Raw genomic sequence first — 14,493 nt, forward strand, 5'->3', positions numbered from 1 at the left:
AGTTTCAGCATCGTGCTTTGAATGAGTCGGCCGGGTTCGATGCCTACATCTGAGTCACAGAGGATGCGCTAGTGGGGGACGCAGCTAAGACGCCGAGCAACTTTGCGTTCCTGCGCGCCGAATGGCCGGACATCGCCAAGGAAGCACACAGCGCCGAACGGTTCGCCCGCATCGACCCGCGCACCTCTCTCCTCTACTGTCGCCGCACGCTTGAGTTCACCCTGCAGTGGATCTTCACCGCAGATACCTCCCTCAATCAGCCGTACAAAGACGACCTCAACGGCATGCTCAATGAGCCCTCCTTCAAGCGGCTGGCCGGCGAGCGACTCCTTGACAAGATGCACACCATCCGGAAAGTCGCGAATAAGGCTGTCCACACCAACGTCCCCATGAGCCCACAGACGGCGGACGCGATCGTTAGGGAACTCTTCCAAACTTGCTTCTGGCTCGCGCACCGCTACTCCCGGGAAGAACGAAACCGCCCGACGCCGGGGCTCACCTTCGACGGCGCACTCCTCAGCCCGCAGCGCCGGCCAATGCCGGTCCCACCCAAACCGGGACAAGCGACGGAGAGCCAGCCCACCGACGTCGTACCCAAAACCGCCGAGCAGGTCGCGAAGCTGGCAAAGGATCTGGAAGAACGCGACCGCAAACTGGCCGAGGCAACCCAGCAGACAGCCAGCCTCGAAGATGAACTCAAGGAGCTGCGCGAGCAGATCAAGCTAGTTACCGCGCAGCGACGGCACGAACCGGACACGCACAACTACAACGAAGGCATCACCAGAACGGATCTGATTGATCCGCAGTTGGAATGGGCCGGGTGGGACCTGACCGCCCCGGACGTACGCGAATTTCCAGTCGACACGATGCCAACTGCAGCCGGAACCCTCACAGGCAAGGGCGCGGCTGACTACGTTTTGTGGGGGTCCAACGGTCTCCCGCTCGCCGTCGTCGAGGCAAAGCGCACCTCGAAGGACCCGCACAACGGCAGGCAGCAGGCCCGCCTCTACGCCGACTGCCTGGAACGCCGCTTCGGCCAGCGACCGGTCATCTACTTCACCAACGGCTACCAGACCTACATCTGGGATGACGCCTTCTACGCCGAGCGTAAGGTCCAGGGCTTCCATACCCGCGACCAGTTGCAGCTCATGATGGACCGCCGAAGCACTCGGAAGCCGCTTGCGCAGGCTGTCATCAACAACTCAATAGTGGAGCGCGACTACCAGCACGCGGCAATCCGCGCCGTCACGCAGGCCTTCGAGAACGACGCCGAGCGCCTTGCACTGGTGGTGATGGCCACCGGAACCGGTAAGACCCGTACAGTGATCGCGCTGGCCGACCTGCTGATGAAGTCCAACTGGGTGAAACGAGTACTGTTCCTCGCCGACCGCGTCGCGCTGGTCGATCAGGCGGCCAAGGCGTTCAAGACTCACTTGCCGGGTTCAGCTCCGGAGGTTCTCGGCCGGGACAAAGTCGCCGACAGCCGCATTCACCTCGCCACTTACCCCACCATGATGAATCTGATCGATGAGACCGTGGGTGATGGCAAGGTGAACCGCGAACGGTACGGCATCGGACACTACGACCTGATCATTGTCGATGAGGCACACCGCTCCGTGTACCAGAAGTACAAAGCAATCTTCGACTACTTCGACTCCTTCCTCATCGGCCTCACGGCCACACCCACCGACGACGTCGACCGCAACACCTTCGCCCTCTTCGGCATCGAGGACAACGTCCCCACCTTCGCCTACGAGTTGAATAAAGCGATCGAAGACCGCTGGCTCGTACCTCCGCGAATCATTGAAGTACCGCTCAAATTTCCCTATGAGGGGATCCGTTACGAGGATCTGAGCGAGGAGGAAAAGGATGAGTGGGACTCCAAGGAATGGGACGAAGACGGTGAGATACCGGACGAGGTGGATCGCGCCGTCGTCAACAAGTGGCTTTTCAACCAGGACACGGTAGACAAGGCGCTCCAGGTGCTCATGGAACGCGGTCATCGCGTGGCCGGCGGAGATCGAATCGGCAAGACGATCATCTTCGCTCGGAACAACGATCACGCCCGCTTCATCGAGCAACGCTTCAATGTGAATTATCCGGGCGAGAAGGGAGAGCTCGCCCAGGTCATCACGTACGACGTGAACTACGCCTCCACGCTCATCGAGTCCTTCGGGAAGACCGATGGGAAGCCGGACATCGCTATCTCCGTGGACATGCTGGACACCGGCATCGACGTGCCGCAGGTAGTGAATTTGGTCTTCTTCAAGCTGGTGCGATCCAAGACCAAGTTTTGGCAGATGGTGGGACGCGGAACACGGCTATCCCCTGATCTGTACGGCCCGGGTGAGCACAAGCAGGATTTCCTGATCTTCGACCTGTGCCGCAACGCCGAATTCTTCAATGCCGGGCTTGAACTCTCGGAAGGGCAACTCGCCAAACCGCTCGCGCAGCGCACTTTTGTAACCCGCGTCCGTTTGCTTCAGGCACTGCAGTACAGCGAGTACGACGGCGACTATGTCACCTCGTTGCGGGACGCACTCCACGCTGGAGTGCGGGACCTGCCCCGCGAGAATTTTCGGGTGCGGCCCCGGCTGGAGCAGGTGGACCGATTCGCGCAGAAGGAGACGTGGGAGAGTCTTGATCCGCACGACGTCGAGGTGCTTGAGGGACAGGTCAGTGATCTCGCGGTGATCACTGCACCGGCCGACACCGAGGAAGCAAAACGGTTCGATCAGCTCCTGTTCAGCGCTCAACTGGCGCTCCTCACCGAACCAGCGAAGCTTCCCTCGCTGCAACGCAAGATCATCGACATCGCCTCCGCGTTACAGGATCAAACCACCATCCCGGCGATTGCCGCGCAGCTTCCACTGATCGAGGAGGTCCTCAATCCGTTGCACTGGGAGGCTGCGTCCCCCATCTGGTTGGAGGAGATCCGCCGAAAGCTCCGCCCGTTGGTCCACCTCATTGAGAAGAAGCGGCGCAAGGTGGTTTACACACGCTTTGAGGACGTACTCGGCGAAGTGCGTGAGGTCGACCTTCCTGACGTCCAGGGACCCGTGGACATAGCGCGGTACAGCGACAAGGTGCGCGCATATCTGGCCGACAAGATGGACCACGCCACCATCCAACGCCTCCGCAGAAACCGTCCGTTGACCGAACTCGATCTTCAGGAGCTTGAACGTCTACTGCTGGAAAGCGGCGCCGGATCCCGGGAAGACCTGGACCGGGCCGCCTCCGAAGGATTGGGCTACTTCGTACGCTCGCTGGTGGGACTTGAACCCGACGCCGTGAAGGAGGCGATGGCGGACTTCATCGCCGGAACCACGCTCACGGCGGCACAGCTCGACTTCGTCAACATGATCGTCCAGCATCTCACCCGTAACGGGGTGATGGACGTCGGTCAGTTGTACGAGTCCCCTTTCAACAGCCTTGCCCCTGCCGGCCCAGAGCAGCTGTTCCGCGAAGAACAGCTCGACGTGCTCGATGGCGTCCTGAGGCAGTTCAGGGAAACGACCAAAGCGAGCTGACTCGCGCGCGTCATTCAGGCCGGATCAACGTCTTGCCGTGCTCCCTGCGGAGCCGCTCCGCGCGACGTTCGACGTAGTAGTACCGCCAACTCCAGGGGAGGAGGATGGAAACCATCACCAGACCGAAAATCAGCTCGCCCCAACTCTCCACATCGTCGCCCGTAACAAAGATCATGACTACGGACACGAGCGAGAACAGGGTGAACAAACTCATGAGAAGGCAAATGGCGAGCAGCCCTCCGGCCGAATTGACCGGCTTGACGAGGCTGCCGGATGACCCCTTGTAGACTCCGTATTCTTCAACGGTGAGTCCCTGACGGGCGGCGTCCTCCTCGACGGCGCGTCGGTAGTAACCCCTCCGTTTCAGGATCGGCCCGCTGCCTTCAGCCGCAGCCTGCCTGCGTTGAGCCTTCTCCTGCTCCGCGGAGCGCTTGTAATAGGGCTTTCGGTGTGGCTCTCCCCTACGCCGAGCCCCACCTTTAGTTTCACGCTCAGACAAACCTTCGCCCCCCACCGTTCGGCTGTCGCTTCCCCCAGACCTGCCCGCTCAATCTAACCGCTGCGACCAGCGCTTCGCCATCGATAGAGCTACCCAACGCGCAAGCTGAAATTTCGCTCCGGTCAAAGAAAGAAACAACATTGTAGAACGGTCACATTTCGCGGCACACGCCTTATGCTCGACGGAGCAACAGCTGTGAGGGTCAGCACAAATCGGTCTACGCCGCACGCCTCCAAGGCAGTTGACCAGCACAAATAGCCGTGACCCCTCGACCAAGGAGACCCTTTCATGACCGATCCCAAGGACGTTATTGCCGACGGCCGTGCCTCCCTCGGAATCGAGCTCGGGTCCACGCGCATCAAGGCCTGCCTGATCGGCGAGGATCCCTCCGTGGTGCTGGCAGTGGGCAGCCACGACTGGGAGAACAAACTGGTCGACCGACTCTGGACCTACTCCCTCGAGGACGTCTGGACAGGCATTCAGGCCGCCTATGCGGACCTGACCGCCGACGTCGAACGCCGTTACGGCACCCGGCTGGAGCGCCTTGGCGCGATCGGCGTCTCTGCGATGATGCACGGCTATCTCGCCTTTGACAAAGCAGATGATCTACTCGTTCCCTTCCGCACCTGGCGCAACACGAACACCGGCCCGGCTGCGGCGGAACTGACGGACCTGTTCGGCGTGAACATCCCGCTGCGCTGGTCCATCGCCCACCTGCACCAGGCAATCCTGGACAGCGAGCCGCATGTTCCACAGGTCGGTTCGTTCACCACCCTGGCCGGATATGTGCATCGGGAACTGACCGGCCGCAAGGTCCTCGGCGTAGGCGATGCCTCCGGCATGTTCCCGATCAACTCGGCCACCAACGACTACGACGCCGAACTGCTATCCCGCTACGACGAGCTGGTGGCAGAGCGCGCGCCGGGCCTAAAGCTCAGGGGCCTGCTGCCGGAAGTGCTCGCTGCAGGACAACCGGCCGGGGACCTCACCGCTGAGGGAGCGAAACTCCTCGATCCGACCGGCACCCTGCAGCCCGGAGCCCTACTGTGCCCGCCGGAGGGCGACGCCGGCACCGGCATGGTGGCGACCTGCTCCGTCGCGCCGCGCACCGGAAACGTCAGCGCCGGCACGAGCATCTTCGCGATGGTGGTGCTGGAGCGTCCGCTGGAACGCGTTCACCACGAACTCGACCTGGTCACCACCCCGGCCGGCGACCCGGTCGCGATGGTCCACTGCAACAACGGCGCCAGCGAACTTGCTGCCTGGGTAGGCCTGTTCAGCCGCTTCGCTGCGGCCTCCGGCGCGGTTTCCTCCTCCGGAGCGCCCGTGGACTCCGACACCGTCTTCAGCACCCTCTTCCGTGAAGCGCTCGACGGCGCTCCCGACGCCGGCGGCCTGCTCGCCTACAACCACCTCGCCGGTGAGCCGATCGCCGAACTGACCGAGGGCAGGCCGCTCTTCCTGCGCACGCCGGACAGCGAATTTACGCTCGCGAACTTCATGCGCGCACAGCTCTACGGGGTGTTCGGCACTCTGGCCCTGGGCATGCGCGTGCTTGCTGAGGAGGGCGTGGAACTGGACCAGATGTTCGCCCACGGCGGCATGTTCCGCACCGCCGGCGTGGCCCAGAGGTTCCTCGCCGGCGCCCTAGCCGCACCCGTCTCCGTGGCCGCGACGGCCTCCGAGGGCGGATCGTGGGGAATCGCTGTGTTGGCGTCCTACGCCTCGGCGAATGCGTCAGGCAACGAACTCGACCTCGACGGTTACCTGCGGAAGCACGTGTTCGGCGAGGCAGTGTTCGAAACCACGGAACCCGACGCAGCCGACGTCGCCGGCTTCAGCAGCTATCTGGACCGCTACAGCGCCGGCCTCGCAGCCCAGCGCACCGCCGTCGAAGTGCTTCCCATGGGAACCGGGACCGCCTAGCTGCTGCCGGCGGTCACGGCTGCGCCGTGTACGCCCGCGAAGAACGCCCCCAGTTCCTTCGTTGCAGTCAGCGGCAGCACGTTGGCTACGTACTGGTCGGGACGCACGACGACGACGGCCCCTCGGCGGTCGATCCCCCTCAGTTCGAAGATGTCGGCGCTAGGATCGAGCGCGAACACGTTCTCGTAGTAGGTGAGCCTGAACGGCCCGACGACCGGCTTGAACACTGGAGGCACCGCATTGATATCAATGCTTTGGTGGTTCTGCTGGTAAATCACCTTCACGTCGAACCAGGCGTCCCGATCGGCACTCTCCGGCGTAAAGGCCAGCGGGGACTCCGGCGACTCCGCCAGCCAGTCTGCGAGACGGGAGGCGGAAGAATCCCTTCCCGGCAGCGGCTCGTCGGTGAAGACGTAGACGCGCCATCGCCCGTCCGCCGTCGCCTGGTGTCCAAGGTGCAGCGGATTGGTGTCGCAGACGCGAACCACCGGTGCAGACTTGAAGCGCTTGCCCACCGGGAAACCCGAGGCGTATTCCTGGTGCACGGACTGACCCACGATCATCGACGGCGCGTACTCCGTCATGAACCCGGCCGGAAATTCCATGGTGCGGACGTAAAACGTTTCCAGTTCGGTCGGGTCGTCGAACTCCTCGGGCTTCTTGGCCATCATCGAGGACCACTGCCGGTCGAAGTCGATCAGGTTCCGGGCGACGACCTGCCGCTCAGCCGAGTACGTGGAGAGCAGGCTTTCAGGGCTCCGGCCCTCCAGGACGTGGCCCAACTTCCAGGCGATGTTGAAGCCGTCCTGCATGGAGACGTTCATTCCCTGCCCAGCCTTGGCGCTGTGCGTATGGCAGGCATCCCCGGTGATGAAGACCCGCGGTGTACGCGTTCCGACCTCTTCGGGAAGGAGGTTGTCGAACCGGTCAGTAAGCCGATGCCCCACCTCGTACACGCTGTGCCAGGCGACGTTCCGGACGTCGAGGGTGTAGGGGTGCAGGATCTTGTTGGCCTTCTCGATGATCTGCCCGATCGTGGTGCTTCGGATGTCGCGGGTGTTGTGGCCGTGCACTTCGCCAAGGTCCACGTACATGCGGAAGAGATGGCCCCCTTCGCGCGGAATGAGGAGAATGCTGCCTCCGGCGCCGGACTGGATGGCGCACTTAAGCCGGATATCGGGAAAGTCCGTAACAGCGAGGGCGTCCATGACCCCCCAGGCGTGATTCGCGGTGTCTCCCGCCAACGTGCAGCCGATGGCCTTGCGCACCCGGCTGCGCGCGCCGTCGGCCCCGATCACGTATTTCGCGCGGAGTGTACGCTCAGTGCCCTCGCGGGGACCGGTGCTGTGGACCAGGTGCACAGTGACTGGGTACTCGCCGCCGTCGGCAACAGTCAGGTCCTGGAACTCGAGTCCGTAGTCCGGAGTCATCCGGGTAGGCGCATGCGCCATGAACTCGGCGAAGTAGTCGAGCACCCGGGCCTGGTTGACGATCAGGTGCGGGAACTCGCTGATCCCGGTGGGGTCATCGACGGGACGGGCGGTGCGGATGATCCGGGACGGATCGGCCGGGTCCGGCTTCCAGAACGCCATCTCGGTGATCCGGTATGCCTCCGCTGCGATGCGCTCGGCGAATCCGAACGCCTGAAAGGTCTCCACGCTGCGGGCCTGGATTCCGTCCGCCTGCCCGATGGCCAGCCGGCCCGAACGCCGCTCCACGATGCGGGTGGTGATGCTCGGGAACTGCGACAACTGCGCCGCCGCAAGCATTCCTGCCGGGCCGGTGCCGACGATGAGGACGTCCACCTCGGCGGGCAATTCCTCAGGCCGGTCGACGCCGGTGCCCGAGACCGGCTGAATCCGGGGGTCTCCGGAGACGTATCCGTGATGGTGAAAATGCACGGTTGCTCACTCACTTCGTTGTGATTCGAACAGCTGACACACGAGCCGTACACGAGAACTGTAAAACCCGCGTTCCGGAGTGACAACGAGCTTGACGTGGTCCAGCTCACACCCCAGACTCAGCGTATACGATTTCGTACATTTCCAGCTCGAACTCCCAAAGACGCGAGATGAGGAAGCAATGACCGCGATGGGCTCCGCCCCGCCCGTTAGCGCCGAACTGCTCGCACGCACCCGCAAGGTGATCGCCGTTCACGTCAATTACCCGAGCCGCGCCGCCCAGCGCGGACGCACGCCCGACCAGCCGTCGTACTTCCTCAAGCCGCCGTCGTCGCTCGCACTGGGATCACCCGACGCGCCAGGCACGGTAGAACGCCCCGCCGGCTGCGAGCTGCTCGGGTATGAAGGCGAGATAGCGCTCGTCATCGGCGCTCCCGCCCGGCGTGTAAGTCTCCAGGAAGCCTGGAACCACGTTGAATGGGTGACAGCCGGCAACGACCTCGGCGTCTATGATCTGCGGCATGCCGACAAGGGCTCAAACCTCCGCTCAAAGGGTGGCGACGGTTTCACCCCTGTCGGGCCTTCGCTCATTCCCGCTGCCGACGTCGGCCCCTCGGCCATCCGCATCCGCACCTGGCACAACGGCGAACTCACGCAGGATGACACAACCGAGGACCTCCTCTTCCCCTTCGCGCAACTGGTCGCCGACCTGTCACAACTTCTCACGCTGGAGACCGGCGACATCATCCTGACCGGCACCCCGGCCGGTGCGTCCGTGGCGCAGCCGGGCGACGTCATCGAAATCGAAGTCACCGCCGGCAGCTACAGCAGCGGCAGGCTGACCACTCGGGTGATGGAAGGAACGACGCCGTTCGCCGCCTTCGGTGCCACGCCCAGGACCGATGACACGCAGCGGGAGGAAGCCTACGGCTCCCGGCAGGCGGCCGGACTGCCCCCTCGCCAACCGGCCCTGGCGCCGGAGCTCAGGAAGAGACTGGGAAGTGTCGCTACCGCCACCCTGTCCTCGCAACTGCGCAAGCGCGGGCTGAACAACGTAACCATCGACGGCCTGCAGGCCACCCGATCCGACCGTCGGGTGGTCGGCACGGCGCGCACCCTGCGCTTCGTCCCAAACCGCGAAGACCTTTTCGACTCCCACGGCGGGGGCTTCAACGCGCAGAAGCGTGCCATAGATTCCGTGAACGACGGCGAGATCCTCGTTCTCGAGGCCCGCGGAGAGAAGGGCGCGGGAACTGTGGGCGACGTCCTCGCACTGCGCGCACATGTTCGCGGAGCGGCGGCCATAATCACGGACGGCGGCGTCCGGGACCTTTCAGCTGTCGCCGACCTTGATATGCCCGTCTACTTCGCGAATCCGCACCCGGCTGTGCTCGGTCGCCGGCACATCCCCTGGGAAACCGACGGAACTATCGCCTGCGGGGGCACCACCGTCCAGCCCGGCGACATCATCGTTGCCGACGCCGATGGCATCGTCGTGATCCCGCCGGCACTCGCGGAAGAGGTAGCAGACGCCGGCATCGAGCAGGAAAAGGAGGAGGAGTTCATCTACGAGATGGTCCGGCAGGGCAAAAGCGTGGACGGTCTCTTCCCGATGAACGCCGAATGGCGCGCGAAGTACCGGGAGTGGGCGGCAGCTCGAAATTCGGAAGGACCGGCAGGTGGCTGACATCGCCGTGGCGGGCTCCGCCATCGTACGGGAAGCGAATGACGCAAAGGCTGCGAGTAAGTCCGAGCAGGCCTACACCTCAATCAAGGCGAGGATCCTGGAAGGCACCTTCTCACCGGGATACCGCCTGGTGCTCGCGAAAATCGCCGTAGACCTTGGCTGCAGCGTGGTACCCGTGCGGGAGGCGATCCGGCGGCTGGAGGCCGAAGGGCTCGTGACGTTCGAGCGGAATATCGGCGCCACCGTATCCGGCATCGATCCCACCGAGTACCTGCACACCATGCAGACCCTCAGCATCGTGGAGGGAGCGGCAACCGCCCTGGCGGCACCTCATCTGGATGCGGCGGCCATCGACCGGGCGCGTGAGCTGAACGGAAAGATGCGCGAATGCCTTGAGCATTTCGATCCGGTGCGCTTCACCGTGCTCAACCAGGACTTCCATAGTGTCCTCTTCGAGCACTGCCCGAATCCACACATCCTGGACCTCGTGCACCGCGGCTGGAACCGGCTGGCCACGCTGCGGTCGTCGACCTTCCGCTTCGTGCCCGGGCGGGCGCGCGAATCGGTTCGCGAACACGACGAACTGCTGCAGTTGATCGAAACTCATGCCGAAGCGGACATCATTGAACGCGCCGCCCGGAGACACCGCGCCGCCACCCTTGACGCCTACCTGACGCAGGCGGCTTCGACTGCCCGCCAGGACATTCCGCACGAGAGCCAGGAGGAGAACGATGACGTCCCCAGCACCTGAGAGCACCCGCTTCCTGCCGCATAGCCTGCCCACCCACCTTCAGCACTACATCAACGGCCAGCTTGTCGACTCCATCAGCGGAGCGACCTTTGACGTGCTGGATCCCGTTTCGAACACCAGTTACGCCACTGCGGCGGCGGCCCGGAAGGAAGACATCGACGCCGCCGTCGCAGCCGCGCGCCAGGCATTCCTCCACGGCCCCTGGCCGAGGCTGAAGCCGCGTGAACGCTCGCGGATACTGAACCGGATCGCCGACGCTGTCGAGGCGCAGGAGGCCCGGCTCGCCGAACTCGAAACCTTCGACACCGGACTGCCGATCACGCAGGCCCGCGGCCAAGCTCTGCGCGCGGCCGAGAACTTCCGTTTCTTCGCCGACCTGATCGTCGCCCAGTTCGACGACGCCATGAAGGTTCCGGGCTCTCAGATCAACTACGTCAACCGGAAGCCGATCGGGGTGGCCGGACTCATCACTCCGTGGAACACGCCGTTCATGCTGGAGTCCTGGAAGCTTGCGCCCGCCCTGGCAACCGGTAACACCGTTGTCCTGAAGCCGGCCGAGTTCACGCCGCTGTCCGCCACCCTCTGGGCCTCGATCTTCGAGGACGCCGGTGTGCCGAAGGGCGTCTTCAACCTCGTGAACGGCCTCGGGGAGGAAGCCGGCGATGCGCTGGTCCGGCATCCCGACGTCCCATTGATCTCCTTCACCGGCGAAACCACCACCGGACAGACGATCTTCCGGAACGCTGCGGCGAACCTGAAGGGTCTGTCGATGGAGCTCGGCGGGAAGTCCCCCTGCGTGGTCTTCGCCGACGCCGACCTGGACGCCGCGATCGACTCCGCACTCTTCGGTGTCTTCTCCCTGAACGGCGAGCGCTGCACGGCGGGTTCACGGATCCTGGTGGAGCGTCCCATCTACGACGAGTTCTGCGAGAAGTACGCAGCGCGCGCGAAGAACATTGTGGTCGGTGACCCGCAGGATCCGAAGACGGAGGTCGGCGCGCTGGTCCACCCCGAGCACTACGAGAAGGTTGCCTCCTACGTGGAGCTCGGGAAGTCCGAGGGCCGGCTACTGGCCGGCGGCGGGCGCCCGGACAACCTGCCCCTTGGGCTGACCAACAGCAACTTCATTGCGCCGACAGTGTTCGCCGACGTGAACCCCGGGGCGCGCATCTTCCAGGAGGAAATTTTCGGTCCAGTCGTGACCATCACTCCCTTTGAGAACGACGACGAGGCGCTGGCTCTGGCGAACAACACCCGCTACGGACTCGCCGCCTACATCTGGACCTCCGACCTCACCCGGGCACACAACTTCTCCCAGAGCGTTGAGGCCGGGATGGTATGGCTCAACAGCCACAACGTGCGCGACCTGCGCACCCCGTTCGGCGGGGTGAAGGCCTCCGGCCTCGGCCACGAGGGAGGTTACCGTTCAATCGACTTCTACACGGACCAGCAGGCAGTCCACGTCACGCTTGGGTCCGTCCACACCCCACGGTTCGGCCGGATCGATGACGCCGCCGGCAACGAAGGCTAGGAGAGAGGCGCCATGACGGAATATGTACCCACCCCCAACCTTCCGGCTCCTGACATCGTCCGATGTGCATACATGGAGCTGGTGGTCACGGACCTGGCCCGCTCCCGGGAGTTCTACGTCGATGTCCTCGGCCTCCACGTGACTGAGGAAGACGACGAGGCGATCTACCTGCGGTCGCTGGAGGAGTTCATCCACCACAATCTGGTGCTTCGCAAGGGACCGATCGCCGCCGTCGCCGCTCTGGCCTACCGGGTGAGGTCCCCGGAGGGGGTGGACGCCGCCGAGGCCTACTACCGCGAGCTGGGCTGCCGTGTTGAACGCCGCCGGGAGGGCTTCACCAAGGGCGTCGGAGACTCCGTTCGCGTCGAGGATCCCCTGGGCTTCCCGTACGAGTTCTTCTACGAGGTGCAGCACGTGGAGCGACTGACCCAGCGCTACGACCTGTACTCGGCCGGCGAACTCGTTCGGCTGGACCACTTCAACCAGGTCACACCGGACGTGCCCCGTGGCCGCAAGTATCTGGAAGACCTGGGCTTCCGGGTGTCGGAGGACATTCAGGATTCCGACGGGGTCACCTACGCCGCGTGGCTGCACCGCAAGCAGACGGTTCACGACACTGCCCTGACCGGCGGCAACGGACCGCGCATGCACCACATCGCGTTCGCCACCCACGAGAAGCACAACATCATTCAGGTCTGCGACAAGATGGGTGCTCTGCGGATCAGCGACCGCATTGAGCGTGGTCCTGGCCGCCACGGTGTGTCGAACGCGTTCTACCTGTACATCCTCGACCCGGATGGGCACCGTATCGAGATCTACACGCAGGACTACTACACCGGGGACCCGGATAACCCAACCATCACCTGGGACGTCCACGACAATCAGCGCCGCGATTGGTGGGGCAACCCAGTGGTCCCCTCCTGGTACACCGAGGCATCCCTGGTCCTGGACCTCGATGGCAATCCGCAACCGGTCATCGAGCGCGAGGAGAAAAGCGAGATGGCGGTCACCGTGGGCGCCGACGGGTTCTCCTACACGCGTGAACCCGGCGCGGGTAGCGGGTCCGACGCCGGACAGGGTTTCAAGTTGGGGGCGCAGCTCTGACCATGCTGGATGCCCAGACGATTGAAGCCATCGCCGACGAGCTACTCCAGGCCGCGCGCACGCGGACACCGGTTCCCCTGCTGACCGCCCGCTATCCCGGGATGACGGTGGAGGATTCCTACGCCGTCCAACAGTTGTGGCGGCGTCGTCATGAGGAAGCGGGCCGCACTCTGCTGGGGCGCAAGATCGGCCTGACCTCGAAAGCAATGCAGGCGGCCACCGGCATCACCGAGCCGGACTACGGCGCGATCTTCGACGACATGGTGTTCCAGACCGGCTGCGACGTCGAGTGGGACGCCTACACCCACCCGCGCGTCGAGGTCGAGTTGGCGTTCGTGTTGAAGCACAGGCTGAAGGGGCCGGACTGCACGCTGTTCGACGTCCTCAACGCCACTGACTATGTGGTGCCGGCCCTTGAGATCCTCGATTCGCGGATCGAGATGGAGGGCCGGACCATCGTGGACACCATCGCCGACAACGCCGCCATGGGCGCCATGGTGGTGGGCGGTCGGCCGGTGCGGCCCGACGCCGTCGATCTCCGTTGGGTGGCCGCCATCCTCTACCGGAACCAGATCGTGGAAGAGACCGGCGTTGCCGCCGGGGTGCTGGACCACCCCGCTGCCGGTGTTTTCTGGCTTGCCAACAAGCTCGCCGCGCACGACGACGGCCTGGCCGCCGGGGACATCATCCTCGCCGGATCCTTCACGCGCCCGCTCTGGGTGCAGAAGGGCGACACAGTGCACGCCGACTACGGACCGTTGGGAGCAGTGACATGCCACTTCCGCTAGAGCCGACCTTCCGCGATGTGCTGGCGTCCTCGGGCCGCCCCCTGGCCGGTATGTGGGTGTGCTCAGGGAGTCCGCTGGTGGCTGAGTTATGTGCCGGTGCCGGACTGGACTGGCTGCTGGTGGATGCCGAGCACAGTCCCAACGGCCTCGAATCCGTCCTCGCCCAGGTGCAGGCCATTCACGGTTATCCGGTGTCCACGGTGGTGCGCCCGCCGGTCAACGACACCGTGCTGATCAAGCAGTATCTGGACGTCGGCGTGCAGAACCTGTTGATTCCCATGGTGCATTCGGCTGCAGAAGCGGAGGCGGCCGTTGCCGCAACCCGTTACCCGCCGGAGGGGGTCCGCGGCGTCGGCTCGGCACTGGCCCGCGCCGCCCGATGGAACCGGGTGCCGGACTACCTTGTTACCGCTGCAGACACGATCAGCGTGACAGTGCAGATCGAGTCCGTTGCGGCGGTGGAAGCCGTTTCGGGCATCCTCGCAGTTGATGGGGTGGACGCAATCTTCATCGGCCCGGCCGACCTGTCCGCGACCATGGGCCTGCTGGGTCAGCAGGAGCATGAGGAGGTGCGTGCCGCCGTCGAATATTGTCTTGAGGCCGCGCGGCGGGCCGGGAAGCCGGCCGGCGTCAACGCCTTCAATCCCGATACGGCGCAGCACTACCTTGACCGTGGGGCGTCGTTCATCCTGGTCGGCGCCGACGTCACGCTGCTTGCCCGCGGTTCAGAGGCCCTGGCTAAGCGGTTCGTCCCGGGAGGCTAGCATTGTGGCGCT

General features: G+C 64.3%; 10 protein-coding genes. 8 read left to right on the forward strand and 2 right to left on the reverse strand.

Annotation, left to right across the window (positions count from 1 at the left end; translation table 11 throughout):
* The first annotated feature begins 71 nt into the window (after window positions 1–71).
* The gene (locus tag GC088_RS14710; RefSeq protein ID WP_323959742.1) at window positions 72–3,530 is read left to right on the forward strand and encodes a DEAD/DEAH box helicase family protein; all 3,459 of its coding nucleotides are present in this window, start codon (window positions 72–74) and stop codon (window positions 3,528–3,530) included.
* A gap of 10 nt (window positions 3,531–3,540) precedes the next feature.
* On the opposite strand, the gene GC088_RS14715 is transcribed toward GC088_RS14710, so the two are convergent.
* On the reverse strand, window positions 3,541–4,029 hold the full coding sequence (locus GC088_RS14715; protein WP_323959743.1) for a hypothetical protein: 489 nt from the start codon (window positions 4,027–4,029) through the stop codon (window positions 3,541–3,543).
* A gap of 288 nt (window positions 4,030–4,317) precedes the next feature.
* Here GC088_RS14715 and GC088_RS14720 point away from each other — a divergent pair, with 288 nt between their 5' ends.
* Window positions 4,318–5,955 carry a xylulokinase gene (locus GC088_RS14720; RefSeq protein WP_323959744.1) on the forward strand — a complete coding sequence of 546 codons (1,638 nt, stop codon included), beginning with the start codon at window positions 4,318–4,320 and terminating at the stop codon, window positions 5,953–5,955.
* Here GC088_RS14720 and GC088_RS14725 read toward each other — a convergent pair.
* Complete coding sequence (locus GC088_RS14725) at window positions 5,952–7,856, reverse strand: FAD-binding monooxygenase (protein WP_323959745.1); 1,905 nt, start codon at window positions 7,854–7,856, stop codon at window positions 5,952–5,954. The two genes, GC088_RS14720 and GC088_RS14725, sit on opposite strands and share 4 nt — an antisense overlap.
* A gap of 181 nt (window positions 7,857–8,037) precedes the next feature.
* On the opposite strand from GC088_RS14725, the gene GC088_RS14730 reads away from it, so the two are divergent.
* From GC088_RS14730 to GC088_RS14755, 6 genes are read left to right on the forward strand one after another with little or no spacing between them, the layout of a single operon-like run.
* Window positions 8,038–9,543: a fumarylacetoacetate hydrolase family protein gene (locus tag GC088_RS14730; protein WP_323959746.1), complete on the forward strand. Its 1,506-nt coding sequence runs from the start codon at window positions 8,038–8,040 to the stop codon at window positions 9,541–9,543.
* Entirely contained in the window at window positions 9,536–10,294 is a 759-nt protein-coding gene (locus GC088_RS14735; protein ID WP_416377475.1) for a GntR family transcriptional regulator, read from the forward strand. The genes GC088_RS14730 and GC088_RS14735 overlap by 8 nt, the downstream gene beginning before the upstream one ends.
* Window positions 10,275–11,825 carry a 5-carboxymethyl-2-hydroxymuconate semialdehyde dehydrogenase gene (gene hpaE / locus GC088_RS14740; RefSeq protein ID WP_323959747.1) on the forward strand — a complete coding sequence of 517 codons (1,551 nt, stop codon included), beginning with the start codon at window positions 10,275–10,277 and terminating at the stop codon, window positions 11,823–11,825. The genes GC088_RS14735 and hpaE overlap by 20 nt, the downstream gene beginning before the upstream one ends.
* Window positions 11,826–11,837: 12 nt before the next feature.
* Window positions 11,838–12,929: a 3,4-dihydroxyphenylacetate 2,3-dioxygenase gene (gene hpaD, locus GC088_RS14745; RefSeq protein WP_323959748.1), complete on the forward strand. Its 1,092-nt coding sequence runs from the start codon at window positions 11,838–11,840 to the stop codon at window positions 12,927–12,929.
* Window positions 12,930–12,931: 2 nt separating this feature from the next.
* Window positions 12,932–13,717, forward strand: coding sequence for a 2-oxo-hept-4-ene-1,7-dioate hydratase (gene hpaH / locus GC088_RS14750; RefSeq protein ID WP_323959749.1), 786 nt, complete (start codon window positions 12,932–12,934; stop codon window positions 13,715–13,717).
* Window positions 13,702–14,481, forward strand: a complete 780-nt coding sequence (locus GC088_RS14755) for an HpcH/HpaI aldolase family protein (RefSeq protein WP_323959751.1) — start codon at window positions 13,702–13,704, stop codon at window positions 14,479–14,481. Before hpaH ends, GC088_RS14755 begins: the two co-directional genes overlap by 16 nt.
* The last annotated feature ends 12 nt before the right edge of the window (window positions 14,482–14,493 follow it).

It is taken from the genome of Arthrobacter sp. JZ12 (assembly GCF_035189165.1).
Lineage (GTDB): Bacteria > Actinomycetota > Actinomycetes > Actinomycetales > Micrococcaceae > Arthrobacter_D.

Excerpts from the sequence above, each read along its gene's own strand:
- GC088_RS14720 (WP_323959744.1), top strand. The coding sequence starts at position 4,318 with ATGACCGATCCCAAGGACGTTATTGCCGACGGCCGTGCCTCCCTCGGA.
- GC088_RS14730 (WP_323959746.1), top strand. The coding sequence starts at position 8,038 with ATGACCGCGATGGGCTCCGCCCCGCCCGTTAGCGCCGAACTGCTCGCA.
- hpaE (WP_323959747.1), top strand. The coding sequence starts at position 10,275 with ATGACGTCCCCAGCACCTGAGAGCACCCGCTTCCTGCCGCATAGCCTG.
- hpaD (WP_323959748.1), top strand. The coding sequence starts at position 11,838 with ATGACGGAATATGTACCCACCCCCAACCTTCCGGCTCCTGACATCGTC.
- hpaH (WP_323959749.1), top strand. The coding sequence starts at position 12,932 with ATGCTGGATGCCCAGACGATTGAAGCCATCGCCGACGAGCTACTCCAG.
- GC088_RS14755 (WP_323959751.1), top strand. The coding sequence starts at position 13,702 with ATGCCACTTCCGCTAGAGCCGACCTTCCGCGATGTGCTGGCGTCCTCG.